This is a genomic window from Psychromicrobium ferritrahens (assembly GCF_043789415.1).
Classification (GTDB): Bacteria; Actinomycetota; Actinomycetes; order Actinomycetales; family Micrococcaceae; genus Renibacterium.
On the sequence record NZ_JBDLLW010000001.1, the window covers coordinates 718,235 to 736,246 of the forward strand.

15 protein-coding genes and 1 pseudogene are annotated in these 18,012 nt (G+C 61.6%); 7 read left to right on the plus strand and 9 right to left on the minus strand.

Annotation, left to right across the window (positions count from 1 at the left end; genetic code table 11):
• Nucleotides 1-63 precede the first annotated feature (63 nt).
• The 5 genes from hpf to mtrA all read right to left on the minus strand — a co-directional run bounded on the left by hpf (nt 64) and on the right by mtrA (nt 6,091).
• Nucleotides 64-768 (minus strand): ribosome hibernation-promoting factor, HPF/YfiA family, encoded by a 705-nt coding sequence (gene hpf / locus ABDK06_RS03380; protein WP_394938911.1) that lies wholly within the window; start codon nt 766-768, stop codon nt 64-66.
• 182 nt (nt 769-950) lie between these two features.
• Nucleotides 951-1,877: a ComF family protein gene (locus ABDK06_RS03385; protein WP_394938913.1), complete on the minus strand. Its 927-nt coding sequence runs from the start codon at nt 1,875-1,877 to the stop codon at nt 951-953.
• 75 nt (nt 1,878-1,952) lie between these two features.
• Entirely contained in the window at nt 1,953-3,692 is a 1,740-nt protein-coding gene (locus tag ABDK06_RS03390; RefSeq protein ID WP_394938915.1) for an LpqB family beta-propeller domain-containing protein, read from the minus strand.
• Nucleotides 3,682-5,412, minus strand: a complete 1,731-nt coding sequence (gene mtrB / locus ABDK06_RS03395) for an MtrAB system histidine kinase MtrB (RefSeq protein ID WP_394938917.1) — start codon at nt 5,410-5,412, stop codon at nt 3,682-3,684. The genes ABDK06_RS03390 and mtrB overlap by 11 nt, the downstream gene beginning before the upstream one ends.
• Before the next feature lie 4 nt (nt 5,413-5,416).
• A complete protein-coding gene (gene mtrA / locus ABDK06_RS03400; RefSeq protein WP_394938919.1) occupies nt 5,417-6,091 on the minus strand; it encodes an MtrAB system response regulator MtrA in 675 nt (224 codons plus the stop codon).
• A gap of 175 nt (nt 6,092-6,266) precedes the next feature.
• Here mtrA and ABDK06_RS03405 point away from each other — a divergent pair, with 175 nt between their 5' ends.
• The 7 genes and pseudogenes from ABDK06_RS03405 (at nt 6,267) to ABDK06_RS03435 (ending at nt 13,678) form a co-directional block, all read left to right on the plus strand.
• Entirely contained in the window at nt 6,267-7,658 is a 1,392-nt protein-coding gene (locus ABDK06_RS03405) for a glycerophosphoryl diester phosphodiesterase membrane domain-containing protein (RefSeq protein WP_394938921.1), read from the plus strand.
• Nucleotides 7,655-8,332 carry a DUF4129 domain-containing protein gene (locus ABDK06_RS03410; RefSeq protein WP_394938923.1) on the plus strand — a complete coding sequence of 226 codons (678 nt, stop codon included), beginning with the start codon at nt 7,655-7,657 and terminating at the stop codon, nt 8,330-8,332. The genes ABDK06_RS03405 and ABDK06_RS03410 overlap by 4 nt, the downstream gene beginning before the upstream one ends.
• Complete coding sequence (locus ABDK06_RS03415) at nt 8,329-9,597, plus strand: DUF4350 domain-containing protein (RefSeq protein WP_394938925.1); 1,269 nt, start codon at nt 8,329-8,331, stop codon at nt 9,595-9,597. The genes ABDK06_RS03410 and ABDK06_RS03415 overlap by 4 nt, the downstream gene beginning before the upstream one ends.
• A gap of 4 nt (nt 9,598-9,601) precedes the next feature.
• Nucleotides 9,602-10,669, plus strand: coding sequence for an AAA family ATPase (locus ABDK06_RS03420; protein ID WP_394938927.1), 1,068 nt, complete (start codon nt 9,602-9,604; stop codon nt 10,667-10,669).
• A gap of 11 nt (nt 10,670-10,680) precedes the next feature.
• A complete protein-coding gene (locus tag ABDK06_RS03425) occupies nt 10,681-11,973 on the plus strand; it encodes a DUF58 domain-containing protein (RefSeq protein ID WP_394938929.1) in 1,293 nt (430 codons plus the stop codon).
• 178 nt (nt 11,974-12,151) lie between these two features.
• Nucleotides 12,152-12,763, plus strand: a pseudogene (locus tag ABDK06_RS03430) (phosphotransferase); the annotation flags it as partial.
• A 207-nt stretch (nt 12,764-12,970) separates the two neighbouring features.
• Nucleotides 12,971-13,678 carry a DUF4166 domain-containing protein gene (locus ABDK06_RS03435; RefSeq protein ID WP_394940788.1) on the plus strand — a complete coding sequence of 236 codons (708 nt, stop codon included), beginning with the start codon at nt 12,971-12,973 and terminating at the stop codon, nt 13,676-13,678.
• Between the two features lie 74 nt (nt 13,679-13,752).
• Here the strand turns inward: ABDK06_RS03435 and ABDK06_RS03440 are convergent, their stop codons facing one another.
• The 4 genes from ABDK06_RS03440 to ABDK06_RS03455 all read right to left on the minus strand — a co-directional run bounded on the left by ABDK06_RS03440 (nt 13,753) and on the right by ABDK06_RS03455 (nt 18,012).
• Entirely contained in the window at nt 13,753-14,754 is a 1,002-nt protein-coding gene (locus ABDK06_RS03440; protein ID WP_394938931.1) for a uroporphyrinogen decarboxylase/cobalamine-independent methonine synthase family protein, read from the minus strand.
• On the minus strand, nt 14,747-15,121 hold the full coding sequence (locus ABDK06_RS03445; RefSeq protein WP_394938933.1) for a chorismate mutase: 375 nt from the start codon (nt 15,119-15,121) through the stop codon (nt 14,747-14,749). Before ABDK06_RS03445 ends, ABDK06_RS03440 begins: the two co-directional genes overlap by 8 nt.
• A 181-nt stretch (nt 15,122-15,302) precedes the next feature.
• Complete coding sequence (locus ABDK06_RS03450) at nt 15,303-16,979, minus strand: dipeptide ABC transporter ATP-binding protein (protein WP_394938935.1); 1,677 nt, start codon at nt 16,977-16,979, stop codon at nt 15,303-15,305.
• On the minus strand, nt 16,972-18,012 hold the full coding sequence (locus ABDK06_RS03455) for an ABC transporter permease (protein ID WP_394938937.1): 1,041 nt from the start codon (nt 18,010-18,012) through the stop codon (nt 16,972-16,974). The genes ABDK06_RS03450 and ABDK06_RS03455 overlap by 8 nt, the downstream gene beginning before the upstream one ends.

Below are 18,012 nucleotides of genomic sequence, written 5' to 3' on the forward strand. Positions count from 1 at the left end.
GGACTACTAAAGTCCGCAATAGCCCCGCGATGCTTTCTTAAGGTGTCCTTGACGAGGAGCAGCTTAAGAAGCGACAGTCCTATCGTCTGAACGATAAGCCAGAATCTGTTCCGCAGGGACCGATTCTTCTGTGCAATCGGCGTCCAGCGTGATCACTCCGTAGGTCCAACCACGACGGCGGTACACCACGGAGGGCGCGTTGGTCTCGGAATCGACGAAAAGATAGAAGTCGTGGCCGACGAGCTCCATATTGTCCACGGCGTCATCCACTCCCATCGTGGCAGCCGGGAAAACCTTGCGGCGAATCAGCACCGGAGAGTCTCCCGCGGGAATGTCGTTTTCAATTTCATAGGGTGATCGGGTGTCTGCCTTTGGTTCCTCGGTCACCAGCGCAATGGGCCCGGTGCCGACCGTGGGCAGGCTAGCGGTTGCCTCGCTGACCGCAATCGGAGTGTGTCTCCCGTGGTGGATCTTCTTTCGATCTTTCACCCGGCGAAGTCTTTCCAAGAGCTTCCCGTAGGCGATATCAAAGGCAGCGAATTTATCCGACCCATGAGCTTCAGCGCGGATCACCGCACCGCGCCCCTGGACGGTCAGCTCTACCGTGAGCTGAGGATCAGCAGTCCTTGCATTGGTCTGCTTGGACACTTTTGCATCAATGCGCTGGACCTTCTCGGTCAGGTGTTCAAGTTTGGAAATCTTTTCCGATGCGTATTCCCGGAACCGGTCTGAGACGGTGAGATTGCGGCCGCTGATCATGAATTCCATAGTGCCCTCCACGTGACGAAAAGTGACGCGGCGGTCGGCTTTTGGTACTGCTAGCAGACCGCCGACGGGTCTTGGTCCTTTAAGGGGTACCCGTTTACTCACGTTAGTTCAAAGTGCGTCGTTATTCACCCTCAAAGGCGAATTATTTTTCTAGGAATCCTCTGTATTTTCATCACGGTGTTTTACCACCCCTGATTGGCATTCCACGATGATTCAACTTTGTTAGTCTTTTGTAATTTTTTAGGCACTGCGGCAAGCACGATGCCGCCCCTCACCCGTAATCCGGCTTCCTGGAGCGCGCGGTGAGCCTCTGCGAGGGTGGCTCCGGTGGTGAGCACATCGTCCACTAGGATGCACTCCCGACCGTGCCATAACCTCCGATAGCGGGCCGGCACGTACATGCTGTGACGCAACTGCCGACGCCGGGCAGCCGCGGAGAGCGTCTTCTGCGGCCTTCTGAGCCGGCCGAGCCGCCAGCGCAATCTGAGAACCCTGGCCGCCGGCAGGGAGTTCCCGGCCCTGCGTTGCAGTGCCGTCAAGAGGATCTGCAACGGGTGATAGCCACGTCGCCTGTACCCCGAGCCGCTACCCGGCACGGGAACGCACAGCGGCATTGCGAACTCAGCGTCCAGGCGCCGCAGCCCCACCTGTTGTGCATCTTGGCCTTGTATATCTTGGTCTTGTGCACCTTGGCCGGTCAGCAGCAAGTGCTGATAGGCGCGCCACAGAGCAGCTGAAAGCGGCCTTGCCAGCGAGAGCGCCGAATGGTCTTTAAAGGCCAGCACAGCCTTGGCCAACGGCCCGCGGTAAACCCCTGCCGCCACAACAGGTAGCAAGGCGACACCTCGGACGTCGTTGAGTGCGACAGCCCCCGATTCCGCCCGAAGGGGCTGCCGGGTCAGCGCGCTGAGTTCCCTGGTGCAGGCTCGGCATAGCACAACCTCCGAGCTGCCACAGATCACGCACTCGGCTGGGAAAATCAGGGAGAAGAATTCGTTCCAGAGCCGCAGCGAATAGTCCCAGCAGCGATGCCAAGGGGCCTCTGGTGCTGCCCGGTGCAGGGCGGTTAGAGGGGTGATCGAGGAACTGGTTGACGTCGTTTCCGGCATCTTTTCAGCTTGCAGATCCTCCGGGAGGAAATCAGCTGAAGTCCCAGATCGATGGCTGGTTGTGAAGAAATCGGGCTAACCGGAGAAAGCCAGGCCTTGGATGCCTTTGGTAGGAGACTCGGACCAAGCGCTCGATGAGGATTTGAAGAGCTTACCTTTGGCGTCCACAGCATAAAGGTCAGTGGGACTATTGCCTACGCTGAGTTGCTGCATGGCGGCGAGAACGGGAAGCTGATCGGAATCCTTGGCCAGCTCGATATCCATCGGAGCCACGTCACCGTTTCCGGGTGAGAACAGCACGATGCTGTTCTCACCCGCCCAATACGCGAGGGAAGCCGCCGAGCTACCCCAGTAGATGGTGGTCGGCGGGGTGAGATCACGCGGCGCGCTGTTGTCTGTGCTGTCTTGACGGAGAATTCCGGCCAGTTGGAGCTGGGTCTGACCATTGCTGCTCGAGGCGATCAGGACCCTGGTGCCATCCCGAGAAATCCTGAAAGAAGTAACCGTCCTGCCTTTGAGCCAATCCACGTTCAAGGACACCACCGGGGTCTGTAGAGTGTTCTGCCCTCCCGGATGGGCCGCATAGACATTGCCGCTGCCATTTCCTTCAGCTGTCCAGACCCAGTTCCGGGGTGAGAAAGAGGGCGGGGTGAGTTTCTGTCCGGTGACCGGCTTCACCACCGTATGCCCGGGCGCAATGGTGTAGAGACTGTTCTGAGCGGCATCGAGAAAAGCCACCGCTCCCCCTTCCGCGAAGAGCTGATAGGTCTGCGCGGGGCTTCGCGGGCCCAGCTGGGCGACCGAAGCCAGACCGGCGATGGGACCCACCGCATTTCCATCGAGATAGGCGAGATCGTTATTGGCCACGCCGATCAACCTGCTGCTCACGGCGGCAGGCCGCAACGCGTCCGCGGGCTGCGGCGCTGATCCCAGGGCGATCTGATCGGAACCAGCTCGCATCTGAACGCCGGTCACGGTGTTCAGGCCACCTTGCAGGGTGGCCAATAGCTGGGTCTGCATTTGCAAGCGAGCCGTCGAAGAAGCATCGAGTAAAGGCTTGGCCGAAAGATCTACCGTGGCTATCGAGTTCTCAATCGGCACCGTGGGTGACTCCAGCCGCATGCCGTCTGGGAAAGCGCTCGCCACCGCTCCTTTCAAATACGGTGCGGGCCCATTGAGCAAGGCATTCACTACGCCGACCGCGGCAGAACCTCCTTTACCGGCCAGCCATCTGACATCCGGCACCAGATATCTGAAGCCCGGATCGTAGAAATACAGCGTCTGATGTCTGAAAAGATCGGTGAAGATATTCGTCGCGAGCGCAATACCGTCCGGCAAGCTATTGATCCGCCACTGTCCATCGACCTTGGTCAGGCCGAACTTCAGGGATTCGGTGCTCCTCGGCGGTGCTGGTGTCAGAATTCCGCTGGCGTCGACGATCGACTGGACTTGGAGCTTCGCGCTGAAGGCACTGTTACCGCCCGTTGCAGAGATTTCCGGAGTGCCCTGATAGACCACGGTGCGTTCGCTGCTGTCCCAGGAAACCGCGGCTGCATCGGTGAGATATTTCTTAGCGACTTGAAAGTTATTGCCGACGCCGGTCGCCGCGTCGAGGAAACCTCGCACGATATCCTGCTGACTGGCGTTGGGTGCCGGCGGTTGCTCGGTGTAACCGATATTAAAATCATCGGACGTGGAGCCGGGGCTGTTTTGCACTTTGCCGACGTCCCCGCCGGTGGGAATGCTGGCGCAGCCGGAGAGCAAGAGGGCGGAGAGAGCGAACATGCCGATGAATCGCTTGACGTTAGTTCTCATCTGAGGTGCTCGCATTCTTCAAGGACTCATCGAACTCCGGAGCCGCCGCGACCGACTGTTCCCGTGCAGTATCGGGTGGCAGATTCAGCGGAGAATGGTCGACCAGGAGGTCCCTTCTGCGCGGCAGTGTCAGCCTGAAGCAGGAGCCCTCCGCTGGGCGTGCCCAGACTTCCAGTTTGCCATGGTGCAGATGGGCGTCTTCGGTGGCGATCGCCAGCCCCAGGCCGCTACCGCCCGTGGTGCGGGCCCGTGCCGGATCAGCGCGCCAGAATCTGTCGAAGACCCGACTCAGTGCTTCCTCGGTCATCCCGATGCCGTGATCACGCACCGCGACTGCCACCACCTCGGCGTCAGCCGCAATGAAGATCTCAATGGGCCTCTTTTCCCCGTGTTCCAGAGCATTGACGATCAGATTGCGCAGGATTCTTTCAATGCGCCGCGGATCCATTTCCACCACACAGTGATCCCCTTGCACAGCGGAGACCACCGTCATGGTCGAACCTATCTGATCGGCGAGCGGCTGAGCGGCGTCAAGCACCCGGTCGACCACGCCGAAGAGATCCTGAGACTCCCAATCCAGCACGGCGGCACCGGCGTCGAACCTGGAGATCTCCAGGAGATCCGCCAGCAACGCCTGGAATCGCTCGACCTGGTGGTACATCAACTCCGCCGAACGTTTGTTCACCGGGTCGAAGGAATCCCGGGATTCGTAGAGCACCTCCGCGGCCATCCGGACAGTGGTCAACGGGGTGCGCAGTTCATGGGAAACGTCGGAGACGAAGTTCCGCTGCATCTCGGAGAGCGAAGCGAGCTGAGTGATCTGCTCTTGCAAGGCGGTGGCCATCTTATTGAAAGAGTGAGCCAAACGGGCCATCTCGTCCTCGCCGCGCGAGTTCATCCGTTCTTGCAGTTCCCCCGCGGCGAGCTTCTCCGCGACCAGGGCAGCCTGACTCACCGGCTGCACCACATTGCGGGTGACGTACCAAGTGATTCCGCCGATCAAGAGCAAGATCGCGGCCCCGGAGATCCACAGAACAGATTGGATGTAGTTCAGGGTGTCTTGCGTCTTATAGAGGTCGTACACCAAGTAGAGCTCGTAATTAGTGTCTACCAAGGTCACTTTTTTGCCCATCACGAGGGCGGGATGGCTGCCTTTATCGTCGACCGGCAGTGCTATCGACCTCCAGAACAGCTCTGATCCTGAGCTCTCTCGCACGGCTGAGCGCAGATCATCGGGCATGATCGATGGCGTGATGCTGCCGTCATCCGCGCTGGTGATAGAACTCACGATCGCCAGTTGACTGTTCTGATTGGGCACCAGAACCAGCAGGTAGCCACGGCTGCTCTCTGAGGTGTCATCGCTCAGGTTTTTCAAAATGCCCTGAGCGATGCCGACCAGTTTCGCCTTATCGGTGCCCGGGCCCACACTGACGCCGTCGAAGGAACCCTGCACCCGGTCGATACTGCGCTTCGCTTCAGCGGTGGCCTGCACCAGACGCTCCTGGAAAAGGCCGTTGGCGATCTGGTTGGACAGAAAAATGCCGACGCCGCCCACCGCCAGAAAAGTCACCAGCAGAGTCACGGAAATCGTCCGAACCTGCAATGAACGCCGCCAGTGGCCTATGCCAGCGCCGTATTCGCGGCCGAGCAGCGTGAGCAACGCAGACCAACCGCGCTTGGCGGCGGCCGTCAACCGAGCGAGCATTCCGTCCTTCTTCACCGATCTACTGACCGGCCTTGTATCCCACTCCACGCACTGTCTGGACTACTTCCGGCGCCTCTGGATCTATTTCGATCTTGGAACGCAGCCGCTGCACATGCACGTTGACCAGACGGGTGTCCGCCGCGTGCCGATAGCCCCATACCTGCTCGAGCAGAAGCTCTCGGGTGAAAACCTGCCAGGGCTTCCGGGCCAATGCGACCAGCAGGTCGAACTCCAAGGGCGTCAGGGAGATGCGCTCCTGCCCTCGGGTGACCAGATGGCCGGCGACGTCAATGGTGATATCTGCGATTGTCAGGGTCTCCGGCGTCTTGACGTCCCCGGGCCGCAGTCTGGCGCGCACCCGGGCCACCAATTCAGCAGGCTTGAAGGGTTTGGGGACGTAATCATCAGCTCCAGATTCCAGTCCGCGCACCACGTCCGAGGTATCGGCTTTAGCGGTCAGCATCACGATCGGTACATCGGATTCGGCACGGATCTGGCGGCAGACCTCAATGCCGTCTATTCCCGGCAGCATCAAATCGAGCAGCACCAAATCCGGTTTGCCCGTTCTGAAGGTTTCGAGTGCCTGGCTGCCATCAGCGCAGAAAAAAGGTTCGAATCCATCGTTACGCAAGACAATGCCGATCATCTCGGAAAGGGCCTCGTCGTCGTCAACCACCAAAATACGTGCCTTCATATCTCTATATTCGCCTACCGAGTGGAGTTCTGTCTTATCGACCTGCCCAAAGCCATCGTCAATTCTGCAGGCTTAGCGCTATCAGGAGGCTTAATAGGTAGGCTAGTGACCAATGACCAGGCGATGCACAGCGTTGCGGGCGGCGTGCAGATCGTAGAAGCGGGAGGACCCAGCGATGTCCGATGAGAGTGTTCCACCCGCCCCGCTGCCCTCTCACGGTGAGCAGCCAGATTCCGCAGAGCAGTTACCGCCGGCGACGGAACAAGTTCCATCAACCGGGCAACCTCAAGGGTCTCAGCACTCCGCTGGCGATTCCGCCTCATGGAACGGAGCAGCAAACCAGCAGCCCGTCTGGGGCGGACAGCCCCAGACGGGACAACAGCCTTCCTGGGGCGGACAGCCCCAATGGGGACAGCAACCGCAGTGGGGACAGCAACCGCAGTGGGGACAACAACCTTCCTGGGGCGGACAGCCGCCGTGGAATGCACAGACCCCGAACCAGCAAGCGGTGGCTCAGCAGTATGTGGCACCGCCCAAACCCGGCGTCATTCCGCTGCGCCCCCTGAACCTGGGTGAAGTCCTCGACGGCTCCTTCCAAGCCGCACGCCGGAACGGAAAAGCCATGTTCGGCTCAGCGTTACTGGTCCAGGCGGGCTCTACCGTATTGAGTCTGCTCGCCATCCTGCTGGCAGCAGGAGACAGTCTCGGCGCCTTTCTTCAGTTCAGCACCAGCACGACGAGCTTTGGTCGCTCCGATACCCGTGCTCTCGCCGACTTCCTCGTCTCGATCGGAGTAGGAATCGGGGTATCCTCCTCGATCTCCGTGATCGGCACCGTGGTTCTACAAGGCGTCTTGGCGATTCCGGTGCTGCGATCCACGGTGAACCGCCGCACCACCTTCAAGCAGATGTGGCGGCTGGCCAGAGCAAAGATCTGGACGCTCGTGCTGCTGGCCCTGCTCTATGTCGTGGTGTCCCTGACAGTCATCGGGGTGCTGGCAACCATCGTGGTACTGCTGGCAGCCTCAATCGGCCTGGTGAGCATTCCGCTCGCTCTGCTGCTCGGGCTCGGGCTCGCTGTACTGGTGATCTGGGTGGGAGCAAAACTGCTGCTCGCTCCAGCGGTCATCGTCATCGAAGGCCTGGGAGTATTCGGCGCGATGAAACGCTCCTGGCAGCTCAGTAATGGGCACTGGTGGCGAACTTTTGGCACCTACTTCCTGGCACAGTTGATCGTGGGGACGATCTCCAGCGTGATCTCGTTCCCGATCGGCATGTTGCTCGGTTTACTGGTCCCCTTGGCCTTTCCGCACCCCACCGATTCAGAGCGGATCACTATCTTGCTCATCTCACAGGGCCTGGCCTACCTGCTGACGAACGTGGTGGCAGCCGTCGCCTATGCCTTCCAGACCGGAGTGCTGGCCTTGCTCTACACCGATCTGAGAATTCGGAAAGAAGGCTTCGACCTCCTGCTGCTGAAGGATTTGGAAACCGCCACAGAGGAGAACCCTGACGGCATCCCGGGCGCTCCGATATCGACGGCGTCAACTGGCTGGACTGCTCCATGAGAATCTTCGACGTACCGGTTGATCCCGACGCCGAGCAAGCCCGGCAGTGGGCCATCGAAGAACTCGCGAAGCGCCAGTATCAGGAGGCTAAACCCGGCCTGGGCCAGCAGATCCTCGAGGCAATCAGTAAGTTCTTCAGCAATCTGCTGGGTGGTCTATCGGATGCCACGCACATCGATAGCGGCGTCGTCGGCATCATTCTGGTAGTGGTTCCGCTGCTCGTCATCGGCCTGGTCATCTATCTGGTGAGGCCCAGATTACTCACGCGTCAGCAAGCCGACGCCGAGGTCTTCGAGACAGACAGTTCGCTTTCCGCCCAGGACCATCGTGCTCGAGCTCAGGGAGCCGCGAAAACCGGAGATTTCTCGCTCGCGGTGACCGAACTTTTCCGCGCCATTGTGCGCAGTGCGGAAGAACGAGTGGTGATCGATCCCCAGCCGGGGCGTACCGCGGACGAGGTGACCGGGAAACTGGCCGCTGCCTTCGCTCAGGAGCAGCAGGCCCTATGGCAGGCCGCCCTGCTGTTCAACCGAATTCGTTATTCGGTGCAGAAATCGGGTCGTGCCACTGCGACGGAGGCCGCTTATCAGGAATTACTGAGGCTTGACGAATCCTTGCAAGAGCTCAAGCCCGCAGCAGACGACGTCCAGCTCGAATGGGTTGGACCCCGATGACGCAGCAGCCCATCACGCAGCCGGACTCCGCATTTTCGGATTCCGGCGAAGAACTTCCCGAGAAGTTCGACACTCCCCTGCCCGATACCACAAAACAACGGTTTCTGAGTTGGCTGCGTAGATCCCGCTTCTGGCTGATCATCGGTGGAGTCTTTCTGCTGGTCGTAGTCGTCGGTTTGATCAGCGTGCTGAATTCAGGGCCCGGCTCGACCGCTAATCTGGCCTCGAACAACCCCGCGCCCGCGGGAGCAATGGCAACCGCCGAAATCCTCGAAAAGCAAGGCGTCCAGGTTAAGGCCAGCAATGATTTAGAGAGCACTTTGGCCGCGGTACAGGCCAAGGGATCAGGCTCTTCGACCGTTTTCCTCTATGACAGGACCCGGCTGCTCTCCCCTGAGCAGCTTCGAAAACTGGCCGCCAGTGGTGCCCGGATCGTCGTGGTGAGGCCTGGTCCGCTGGATCTCAAGGCTCTCGACCCGGAGATTCAGTCAGCCGGCTCCTATAAAGTGAACGAAGAGAACCAGAACGATGAGATCTCAGCACAGTGCGATGTTCCAGACGCTGTAGCCGCGGGAAAGATCGACGGGGCCGAAGCCACCCTCTACTCCGGGCCGGTGACCTGCTTTCCGAGCGGAGAGCAGGGCGGAAAGCCGATCGGCCAGCTCGCCCAGACTAAAGACGGCAAACTGACAGTCGTGGGCAATGCCAGTATTTTCAGCAATGAACGCCTGGCTCAGAGCGGTAATGCGGCGCTGGCGCTTCGCTTACTCGGTCACAGCGAGCAACTCGTCTGGTATCTGCCCTCGGCCAAGGATCTCCCGGTCGAGTACCAGCGCCCGAACCTCAGCGCACTGCAACCCGGCTGGCTGGTTCCGGTCAGCGTCTGGCTGCTGGTGGTGGCGCTGCTGGCGATGCTCTGGAAAGGACGCCGGGATGGCCCGCTGGTCGAGGAGCCGCTGCCGGTGATCGTGAAAGCCTCCGAGACGGCCACCGGGCGGGCCAGGCTCTATCAGGACGCCCGAGCCCTGGATCGCGCTACCGCGAGTCTGCGAGCGGCAGCGCTGCAGCGGCTGAGCAGAAAGCTGCGTCTGGGATCCTCGGCTAGTCGCGAGGCCATTGTGCTGGCGGCCGCCCAGCACGGCCAGCGTCCGGAGACTGATGTGCGCCGTATCTTGCTGCTCACTGAACCGACCAGCGAGGCCCAGTTACTGGCCTGGTCACAAGATGTGGAAAATTTGGAAAAGGATCTAGAGAGGGACTACTAAAACGATGAGTGAACAGCCCTATCCTCAGCCGGGCCAGTCCTGGTCGGAGGAAACGCCGCAGGCTCCGAATGAGTATCAGGCCCAACCACAGCCAGTACCTGCTGCGGCTCCGGTCACTGCCCCAGACCCGGCCCGGGCAGCTCTGCTCGCGGTGCGGGCGGAGGTAGCGAAAGCCGTGGTCGGCCAGGATTCAACCGTCACCGGGATTCTGATCGCGCTGCTGGCCAGGGGCCATGTGCTTCTGGAAGGCGTCCCCGGAGTGGCCAAAACCTTATTGGTGCGAGCGCTATCCACCGCACTCAGCCTCGACACCAAACGGGTTCAGTTCACCCCTGACCTGATGCCGGGCGACGTCACCGGCTCACTCATCTACGATGCGCACAGCTCGGAGTTCACCTTTCGTGAAGGACCGGTCTTCACCAATATCCTGCTCGCCGATGAGATCAACCGAACCCCTCCTAAGACCCAGGCCTCACTGCTTGAAGCGATGGAGGAGCGCCAGGTGTCGGTCGATGGAGTCACCCGACCGCTGCCCGCGCCCTTTATCGTCGCGGCAACCCAGAACCCCGTCGAATACGAGGGGACCTACCCGCTCCCCGAAGCGCAACTCGATCGCTTCCTGCTCAAGCTGAGCATGCCGCTGCCCAACCGCGAGGAAGAGATCGAAGTGGTCCGTCGGCACAGCAAGGGCTTCGACCCGCGCGATCTAGCGGCTGCCGGAGTCCATCCGGTGGCCGGCGTCGCGGAACTGGATCTGGCACGAGCAGCGATCTCCGGCGTCGAGATCTCCCCCGAGGTGCTGGCCTACATCGTTGACGTGGTACGCGCGACCCGATCGGCACCGTCCTTCCAGCTCGGAGTTTCGCCGCGTGGGGCGACCGCCCTGCTGAACACCTCTCGAGCCTGGGCCTGGTTGTCCGGCCGTGACTTCGTCACCCCCGATGATGTGAAAGCACTCACGCTGCCCGCGCTGCGGCATCGCGTCGGGCTACGACCGGAGGCTCAGATGGATGGCGTTCAGGTGGACGATGTGCTGGCCAGCATTCTGGCCACCGTCCCGGTGCCCCGCTAGGTGCTCGGCCTGTGGTGATCACCGGAAGATTCGTTCTACTGGCGCTGGCCGGCTTGATTCCGCTTTTCTTCTACCCGGCCCCGCTCACCATGCTGGTTTGGGCTGCCCTGCTGCTCTTGGTCCTGATAGCCGATCTGCTACTGGCGGCTTCCCCTCGGAAGCTGCGATTCGCGCGACAGTTACCGGCTTCAGTGCGACTCGACGAATCCTGTAGCTCGCGTCTCACGATAGCCAATACCGGCGCGCGGCGGCTGCGCGGCACCCTGCGCGACGGCTGGCAGCCCTCGGCCGGTGCCCGGGATGCTCGGCAGAGGTTGGATGTCCCCGGGCTCGAACGACGCCGGTTGAGCATGACGCTGCGGCCCCGGCGTCGTGGTGATCTAAGGAGTAAGCAGGTCACGGTGCGCTCGCTAGGGCCACTCGGGATGGCGGCCCGGCAGCTCACCGTGGAGGTGCCCGGGATGCTGCGGGTGTTGCCACCCTTCCGCTCAAAGCGCCATCTGCCCTCCAAACTACGACGGCTCCGTGAGCTGGATGGCCGGGCCGCCGTCCAGATTCGTGGCGCCGGTACGGAATTCGACTCACTGCGAGACTATGTCCGAGGCGATGACGTGCGTTCGATCGACTGGCGAGCCACCGCCCGACGGCAGGCAGTGGTGGTGCGGACTTGGCGACCGGAGCGCGACCGTCGTGTACTGATCGTGATGGATACCTCGCGCACCTCGGCTGCCCGGATCGAGGATGAGCCACGCCTGGACACCGAGATCGAAGCGGCGCTGCTGCTCGCCGTGCTGGCGGATCGAGGTGGTGATCGGGTCGATTTCCTGGCCTTCGACCGGCGGGTCAGAGCGAGGGTTGCCTCGAGCCAGAAAGGCAATCTGCTCTCCTCGCTGGTACAGGCAATAGCTCCTTTGGACGCCGAGTTGATCGAGATGGACTGGACCCAGATTCCAGGCCAGGTCCGAGCAATCACCGCGCACCGCTCTCTCGTAGTGCTGCTGACCTCGCTGGACTCGGGGGCCGCTGAGGAAGGGCTGTTGCCCATGGTGAACCAGCTGGCCCAGAATCATGTGGTGGTGGTCGCCGCGGTTCAAGACCCGGTGCTCGCTGAGTTGCGTGGTCGGCGGAGCACCAGCACCGAGGTATATCAGGCGGCCGCCGCGGAACGCGCGATCCTGGACCGCGCCGCAGTGAGCGCGCAGCTGAAACAAGCGGGAGCCGAAGTGGTCGACGCTGTTCCAGCCGAGCTGCCGCCCAAATTAGCCGATATGTATATTCGGCTCAAGGCCGCCGGGAGGCTCTGAACCCCTCGGCTTGCCTGAGACATCGCATCCCAGAGCTCTTGAGGCCGGCAGGCTGGGATACTCTGAGAAGATGTTCGATTACTCCTCCACAGCCCAGAGGGTGCCCTGGCGGAGCTTGCCCGAACAACTGAGGACGACCGTCGAGGCCGAGCTCGGAGGTGCGGTAACGCAGGTCGATATGGCTCCGGGTGGCTTCACCCCGGGGTTCGCCGGGGTGGTCCGATCCCAGGAACGGGAAGTGTTCGTCAAGGCCGCTTCCAGCGCCGAGCAATGGATCTTCGACTCCTATGCCAGAGAGGCCCAGGTGCACGCCGCTCTGCCAGCGGGAGTACCTGCTCCGGAACTGAACGAGGCCAGGGTTATTTCAGCGGGGGACGTCGAATGGCAGCTGCTGATCTTCTCGGCGGTCCCTGGCCGGATGCCGGGAATGCCGTGGACCGAGTCAGACTTAGCCGGCATCGAGCGAGCCCTGATAGAAACTGACCGGGCGCTCAGTGCCCAGCCGCCTGAACTCAGCTTCGACTCCTTGGGAGCCGACTTCGGCGGAAGCAGAACTCTCCGCCAGGTGTTCAGGAGGCCGCTGCCCGCTTTTGCCCCCAAGCTCTCCGCCTCGGCCGCCGCAGAACTGGCCGGGCTCGTCGAGCTGGCACCGGAAGCGCTTTCGGGTGACAGCTTGCAACACAATGACCTCCGCCCGGACAATATCCTGATTCAGGGGGATCGGGTGCTGTTCTGTGACTGGAATTTCCTGAGCTACGGGCCGCTTTGGGCGGACTGGGTAGTGATGCTCAGCTATTCCCGTCACGGTGGTCTGGACGTCGATCCCTGGTTGCATGACTCCGCGTTGAGCTCCAGCGCGACAGCTGATCACATCGACTGTTGGCTGGCGATACTGGCCGCTTATTTCCTCTACTCCGCAGCCAAGCCCGAGGCTTCGGGCGCACGGGCGATACAGTGCACTGATGATTCTCGATTGGCTGATCGAACGCAGGGCGTTATGACGGGGCAAGGCATCTACGCTCAAGCGTTGGGCGAGGATTTCCGGAAGCTGCAGCCGGAAGTACAGGAGTACTTCTCTTTGCTCCCTGGGTCCGGTTTCTATGGAGTCGGCATCGGTGTCTTCGACGTCGCCGGCTGCCCCCAGCCTTGGTTGCGCCCGCTGATCAGGACGGCTGCCGCCGAGCAGGCCTTCTTCCCCGAGTACGGAGAGCGGATTCCCTTCCAGATAGAAAATCATGCCCATTTGGACCCTTTCGGGCGAGCCAGTCTCACGACTCGCCGAAGCCTGTCATTTCCCGGGCGAAACCGGATCTTTGAGAGCACCAGCAGCCTGGTAGACGGACGTTTGGTCGACTACCTTGGCAAGCACCGGCGTCTGGTCACTGATCTGACGCCTTCGATAGCCCCCGATGGAGCCCTGCGGGCTGTTTCAGATCACGGCCGACTGTTCACCCGGCAGCTGAAGCTCCGTCTGCCCGCCGTCGTGGAGGCAAAGGCCTATGCCTTGCAGTGGTGGGACGCAGATGCCGCCCAACACAGGATTCAGGTCAAGGTGATCCACCGGCAGCTCGGCGTCCTGCTGGTCTATGCCGGCGGCTTCGATTATCGCTTAGTGCGCTACCCGGCTCATGAAGCTGCGGCTCACGGGGTGCCGACCTCGCTGCCACACCCCGTGCTGCCCCAGCGCTGGGAAGTCCGTACTTAGAACGCCAGCGTAAAGACCGGATGTCGTCTCCCGGCCTCGGGATGACTCAGCCTCGGAATGATTCGACCTCTGCGTTATTCGGCTTGCGCCAGTTCGGCGAGCGCTTCGGACAAATCGGTAAGTCTGCCCAGCACTGCTCGCGCTGCACCGGGTGAATCAGTGAGCAGGGTACGGCCCTCGGTGAGGTGCAGACTGGACAGAGCCTCACCAGGCAGGCCGATGGTTCGCCAGGAACGCCAGAGTCGTTCCGCGCGGTGACGGGTACTCAGCTGCGGATCGGCGATCGAGTCGATGCCAAGCCAAGGCTGCCGTCCGGATTCCACTGCGGCGGCGAGCGCCTCCCACTCGGCAGAGCCGAATCCGGTCTCCGGAACGGCCACACCATCGGCCTCCGAGACGAGCAGTTCGCTCAGCGAATCAGCTGGCCCGGCGAGCACGATCTCTGACGCCCCGGCGAGCCGTACCGCTCCCATGACGATCGACCAGAGCGTCCGCACTTCATGCTCTGACACGGCTCGGATGCTCCGGTAGCCGCTCACCGTACGAATCGTGCCGTGCAGCACCCGAAGCAGTTCCGGTTCATCGAACTGTACGGTCAACCGTGCCCCGGGCGTCGCAGCACGGACCGCTTTGAGATGTTCCGAGATTCCGGCGGCCAAGGAATCCGCGATGTCTCGGCGCGCCCCGTAGTCGATCAGAGCTTTCTCACCCAGGGGCAGGTGGATTCCGGCAGCGAGGCTGAGCGGACCCATGATCTGGATCTTCAATTCGGGCACCGCCGAATCTTGAGCTCCTACGACGTCGGCCAGGACATTGAGATCAGAGGTCAGGAAGCTGTGTGCGCGACGCAGATCCGCTCCGGGTCGTTGCACGAATCGCCAGCCGAATGACTGAAGATCTACGGGGAGCTCGGTGAGCAGGGCCGCGGATCTACCCACCCTGTCTGCCCCGGGGCCTCGTTCCGGCAACTGCGCTAAAAATGGCAGATGCGGGCTGCCCAGCTCACCTAGGATGATTCGTTGTGCCTCGAGCGAATCACTGCCCGGCCAGCAGCCCAGGGCGCTGGCTCTAACCATCGAGGTCCGTTGCCTCCGGCCCCTGGGTCTGAGAGATGGCACGATGATTGCGGATCACTTCTGAGATGATGAAATTGAGGAATTTCTCGGCGAATTCGGGGTCCAGCTGAGCCTCTTCGGCCAGCCCCTTCAGCCTCTCGATCTGCGCGGTCTCGCGATCAGGATCACCCGCAGGAAGCTGATAACGGGCCTTGAGCACTCCCACCCGCTGGGTGGCTTTGAATCTCTCGGCCAGCAGATGCACCAGCGCGGCGTCGAAATTGTCAATACTGGACCGTACCGCCAGCAGCTCAGCCATCACTTCGGGGGCTACCTGCCCAGCGAGCGAGCTTGCGGTGGGGTCGAAGATTTCATGCGGCGAACTCATGATGCCAGTCTCTCATGCGGTCGGGGAGGCTTTTTCAAAGTGCCCACGTGTTGCCGTTATTCCACAGTGCTGGGCGACGTCGTGAAACATCTGAGTGCAGATTCGAGTCCAACTGGGTGAAATAGACGCTGTGGTGAACGGTTCAGGCCCGAACCGTTCACCACAGTATCTAGCTGAGCTATCAGTCCGATGAGCCGAGCAGGGCGCGATGCGCCTCACGACGCGCCGCTTGCTGCTGCGGATCGGGAACCGGCAGCGAGGCGATCAGCCGTTTAGTGTAGTCGTGCTGAGGAGCACTCATCACCTGAGAACCAATGCCCTCCTCCACCAGTTTGCCCTGATAGAGCACTCCCACCCATTCGGAGAGCATGTCCACCACTGCCAGATCGTGGCTGATGAAGAGCGCTGCGAAACCGAACTCGCTCTGGATCTCACGGAACAGCTCCAAGACCTTGGCCTGCACCGAGACGTCCAGTGCCGAGGTCGGCTCATCAGCGATCAGCAGTTTCGGATTGAGTGCCAGCGCCCGGGCCAGCGAAGCGCGCTGACGCTGACCGCCGGAGAGCTCATGCGGATAGCGATCGGCGTAGGAGGCAGGTAGCTGCACGGCCTCCAATAGCTCCGCAACGCGTTTCTTCACCTGCACCGGAGAGTCCGCGGTGTGAATCAGCAGGGGTTCGGCGACGCACTCACCGATTTTCAGCTGAGGATTGAAGGAGGCCGCTGGGTCCTGGAAGACGAAACCGATATCCTTGCGGTGCGGTTTGAAGCTGCGTTCCTTGAACTCCAGCATCTCATAGCCCAGCACCTTCAGCGATCCGCCCGTGGTGCGGTTCAGTCCGGCGATCGCCCGGCCGATGGTGGTCTTGCCTGAGCCAGACTCTCCGACCAGGCCGAACACCTCCCCGGCGGAGATCGTGAAACTCACCTGATCGACGGCGCGGAAGCCCGAGCGTCCAAACCTACCGGGGTATTCAATCACCAGATCCCGAGCTTCAACCAGAATCTCGGCGTCCTGGTGGGCCCGCACGGTCTGCCCCTGGGAGGCTGAGTTCCGTCCGAGGTGAGGAACCGCGGCCAGCAGGTTCTTGGTATATTCCTGTTGCGGAGCGGCAAAGAGTTGCTTGGCAGAAGCCTCCTCCACCACATCCCCCTTGTACATCACCACCACGCGGTCGGCCAGGTCGGCGACGACGCCCATATTGTGAGTGATCAACACGATCGAGGTGCCGAACTTATCGCGCACATCGCGCAGTAGCTCCAGGATCTCGGCCTGCACCGTGACGTCGAGCGCGGTGGTCGGCTCATCGGCCACGATGAGCGAAGGGTTCAGCGCGAGCGCTGCGGCAATCACCACTCGCTGTTTCTGACCACCGGAGAACTGATGCGGATAGTAATCGACCCGCTTCTCCGGTTCGGGCATGCCGACCTTTCGCAAGGCCTCAATGGCAGCGGCCTTGGCCTCTTTGCGGGAGATCTTGCCGCCGTCCTTCGCCCGATGGGCGCGCAGTCCTTCGGCGATCTGCCAGCCAACGCTATACACCGGGTTGAGCGCCGTCGAAGGCTCCTGGAACACCATGGACACATCGCGGCCACGCACCGCCCGCAGTTCTCGATGCGAGATCGACACCACATCGTGGCCGCTGACCAGCACCGCGCCCGAACTCACCGCGGTCTCCGGCAGCAAGCCGAGGATGGTCTTCGCCGTCACGGTCTTGCCCGAACCGGACTCCCCGACAATGGCAACCACTTCGCCCGGAGCGACCGAGAGGCTCACATCGTCGACGGCTTTGACGTCTCCGCCGTCGGTCGCGAAAGTGACTTTCAAGTGTTCAATATCTAGGACTTTGTCACTCATGGTTCGCCTCTGCTTGCTGCGTCGTTTTGGCGGCGGCTTGGACAGCCGCTGGCTGCTTTCCTGCTCGAGAGCGGTTCTTTCCGGCACGACGCCGGCCGCGCAGCCTGGGATCGTTCAGATCGTTCAGGCTCTCCCCCACCAGGGTCAAGCCGAGCACGGTGAGCACGATGGCAGCGCCGGGGAATACCCCGGTCCACCAGATGCCGCTGGTCGTATCGGCGAGTGCCTTATTCAGATCGAAGCCCCATTCAGCCGCTGACGTCGGTTCGATGCCGAAGCCCAGGAAGCCCAGGCCCGCCAGGGTGAGGATCGCTTCCGAGGAGTTCAGCGTGAAGATCAGCGGCAGCGTCCGAGTGGCGTTCTTAAAGATGTGCCTGCTGACAATCCGCCACGTCGAGGCCCCCACCACCTTGGCGGATTCCACAAAGGGCTCGGCCTTGAGCCTGACGGTCTCGGCGCGGATCACCCGGAAGTACTGCGGCACGAAGACCACCGTGATGGAGATCGCCGCCGCGAGGATTCCGCCCCAGAGATCGGAGCGACCGCCGCTGATGATGATCGACATCACGATCGCCAGCAGCAGGGAAGGGAAGGCGAAAATGGCATCCGCGATGACCACGAGCACTCGATCCAGCCAGCCACCGATGTACCCGGAGATCAGGCCGAGGATGACGCCGAGGAAGATCGAGAGCAGCACCGCAATCACGATCACCGAGACCGCGGTTTGCGCTCCCCAGATAGTCCGGGAGAAGACGTCGTAGCCGCCAACGGTCGTGCCCCAGATATGCTCCGCGGAGGGAGCCGCTTGGGTGGGGAAATCGCCGTGGGCATCGCTGATTTGATCGAAGCGATAGGGGGCGATCAACGGGGCGAAGATCGCGGTCAGCACGAAAATAGCGGTGAGCGCGCTGCCGACGATCAGCATGCCGCGTTGCAAACCCATGCTGATCTTCAGATGGGAGACAATGGGCAGCCGCCCGAAGAAGCCTTTTTTGACCGGCGGTGTGTTCACCGGAGTTTCCAATGCAGTCAT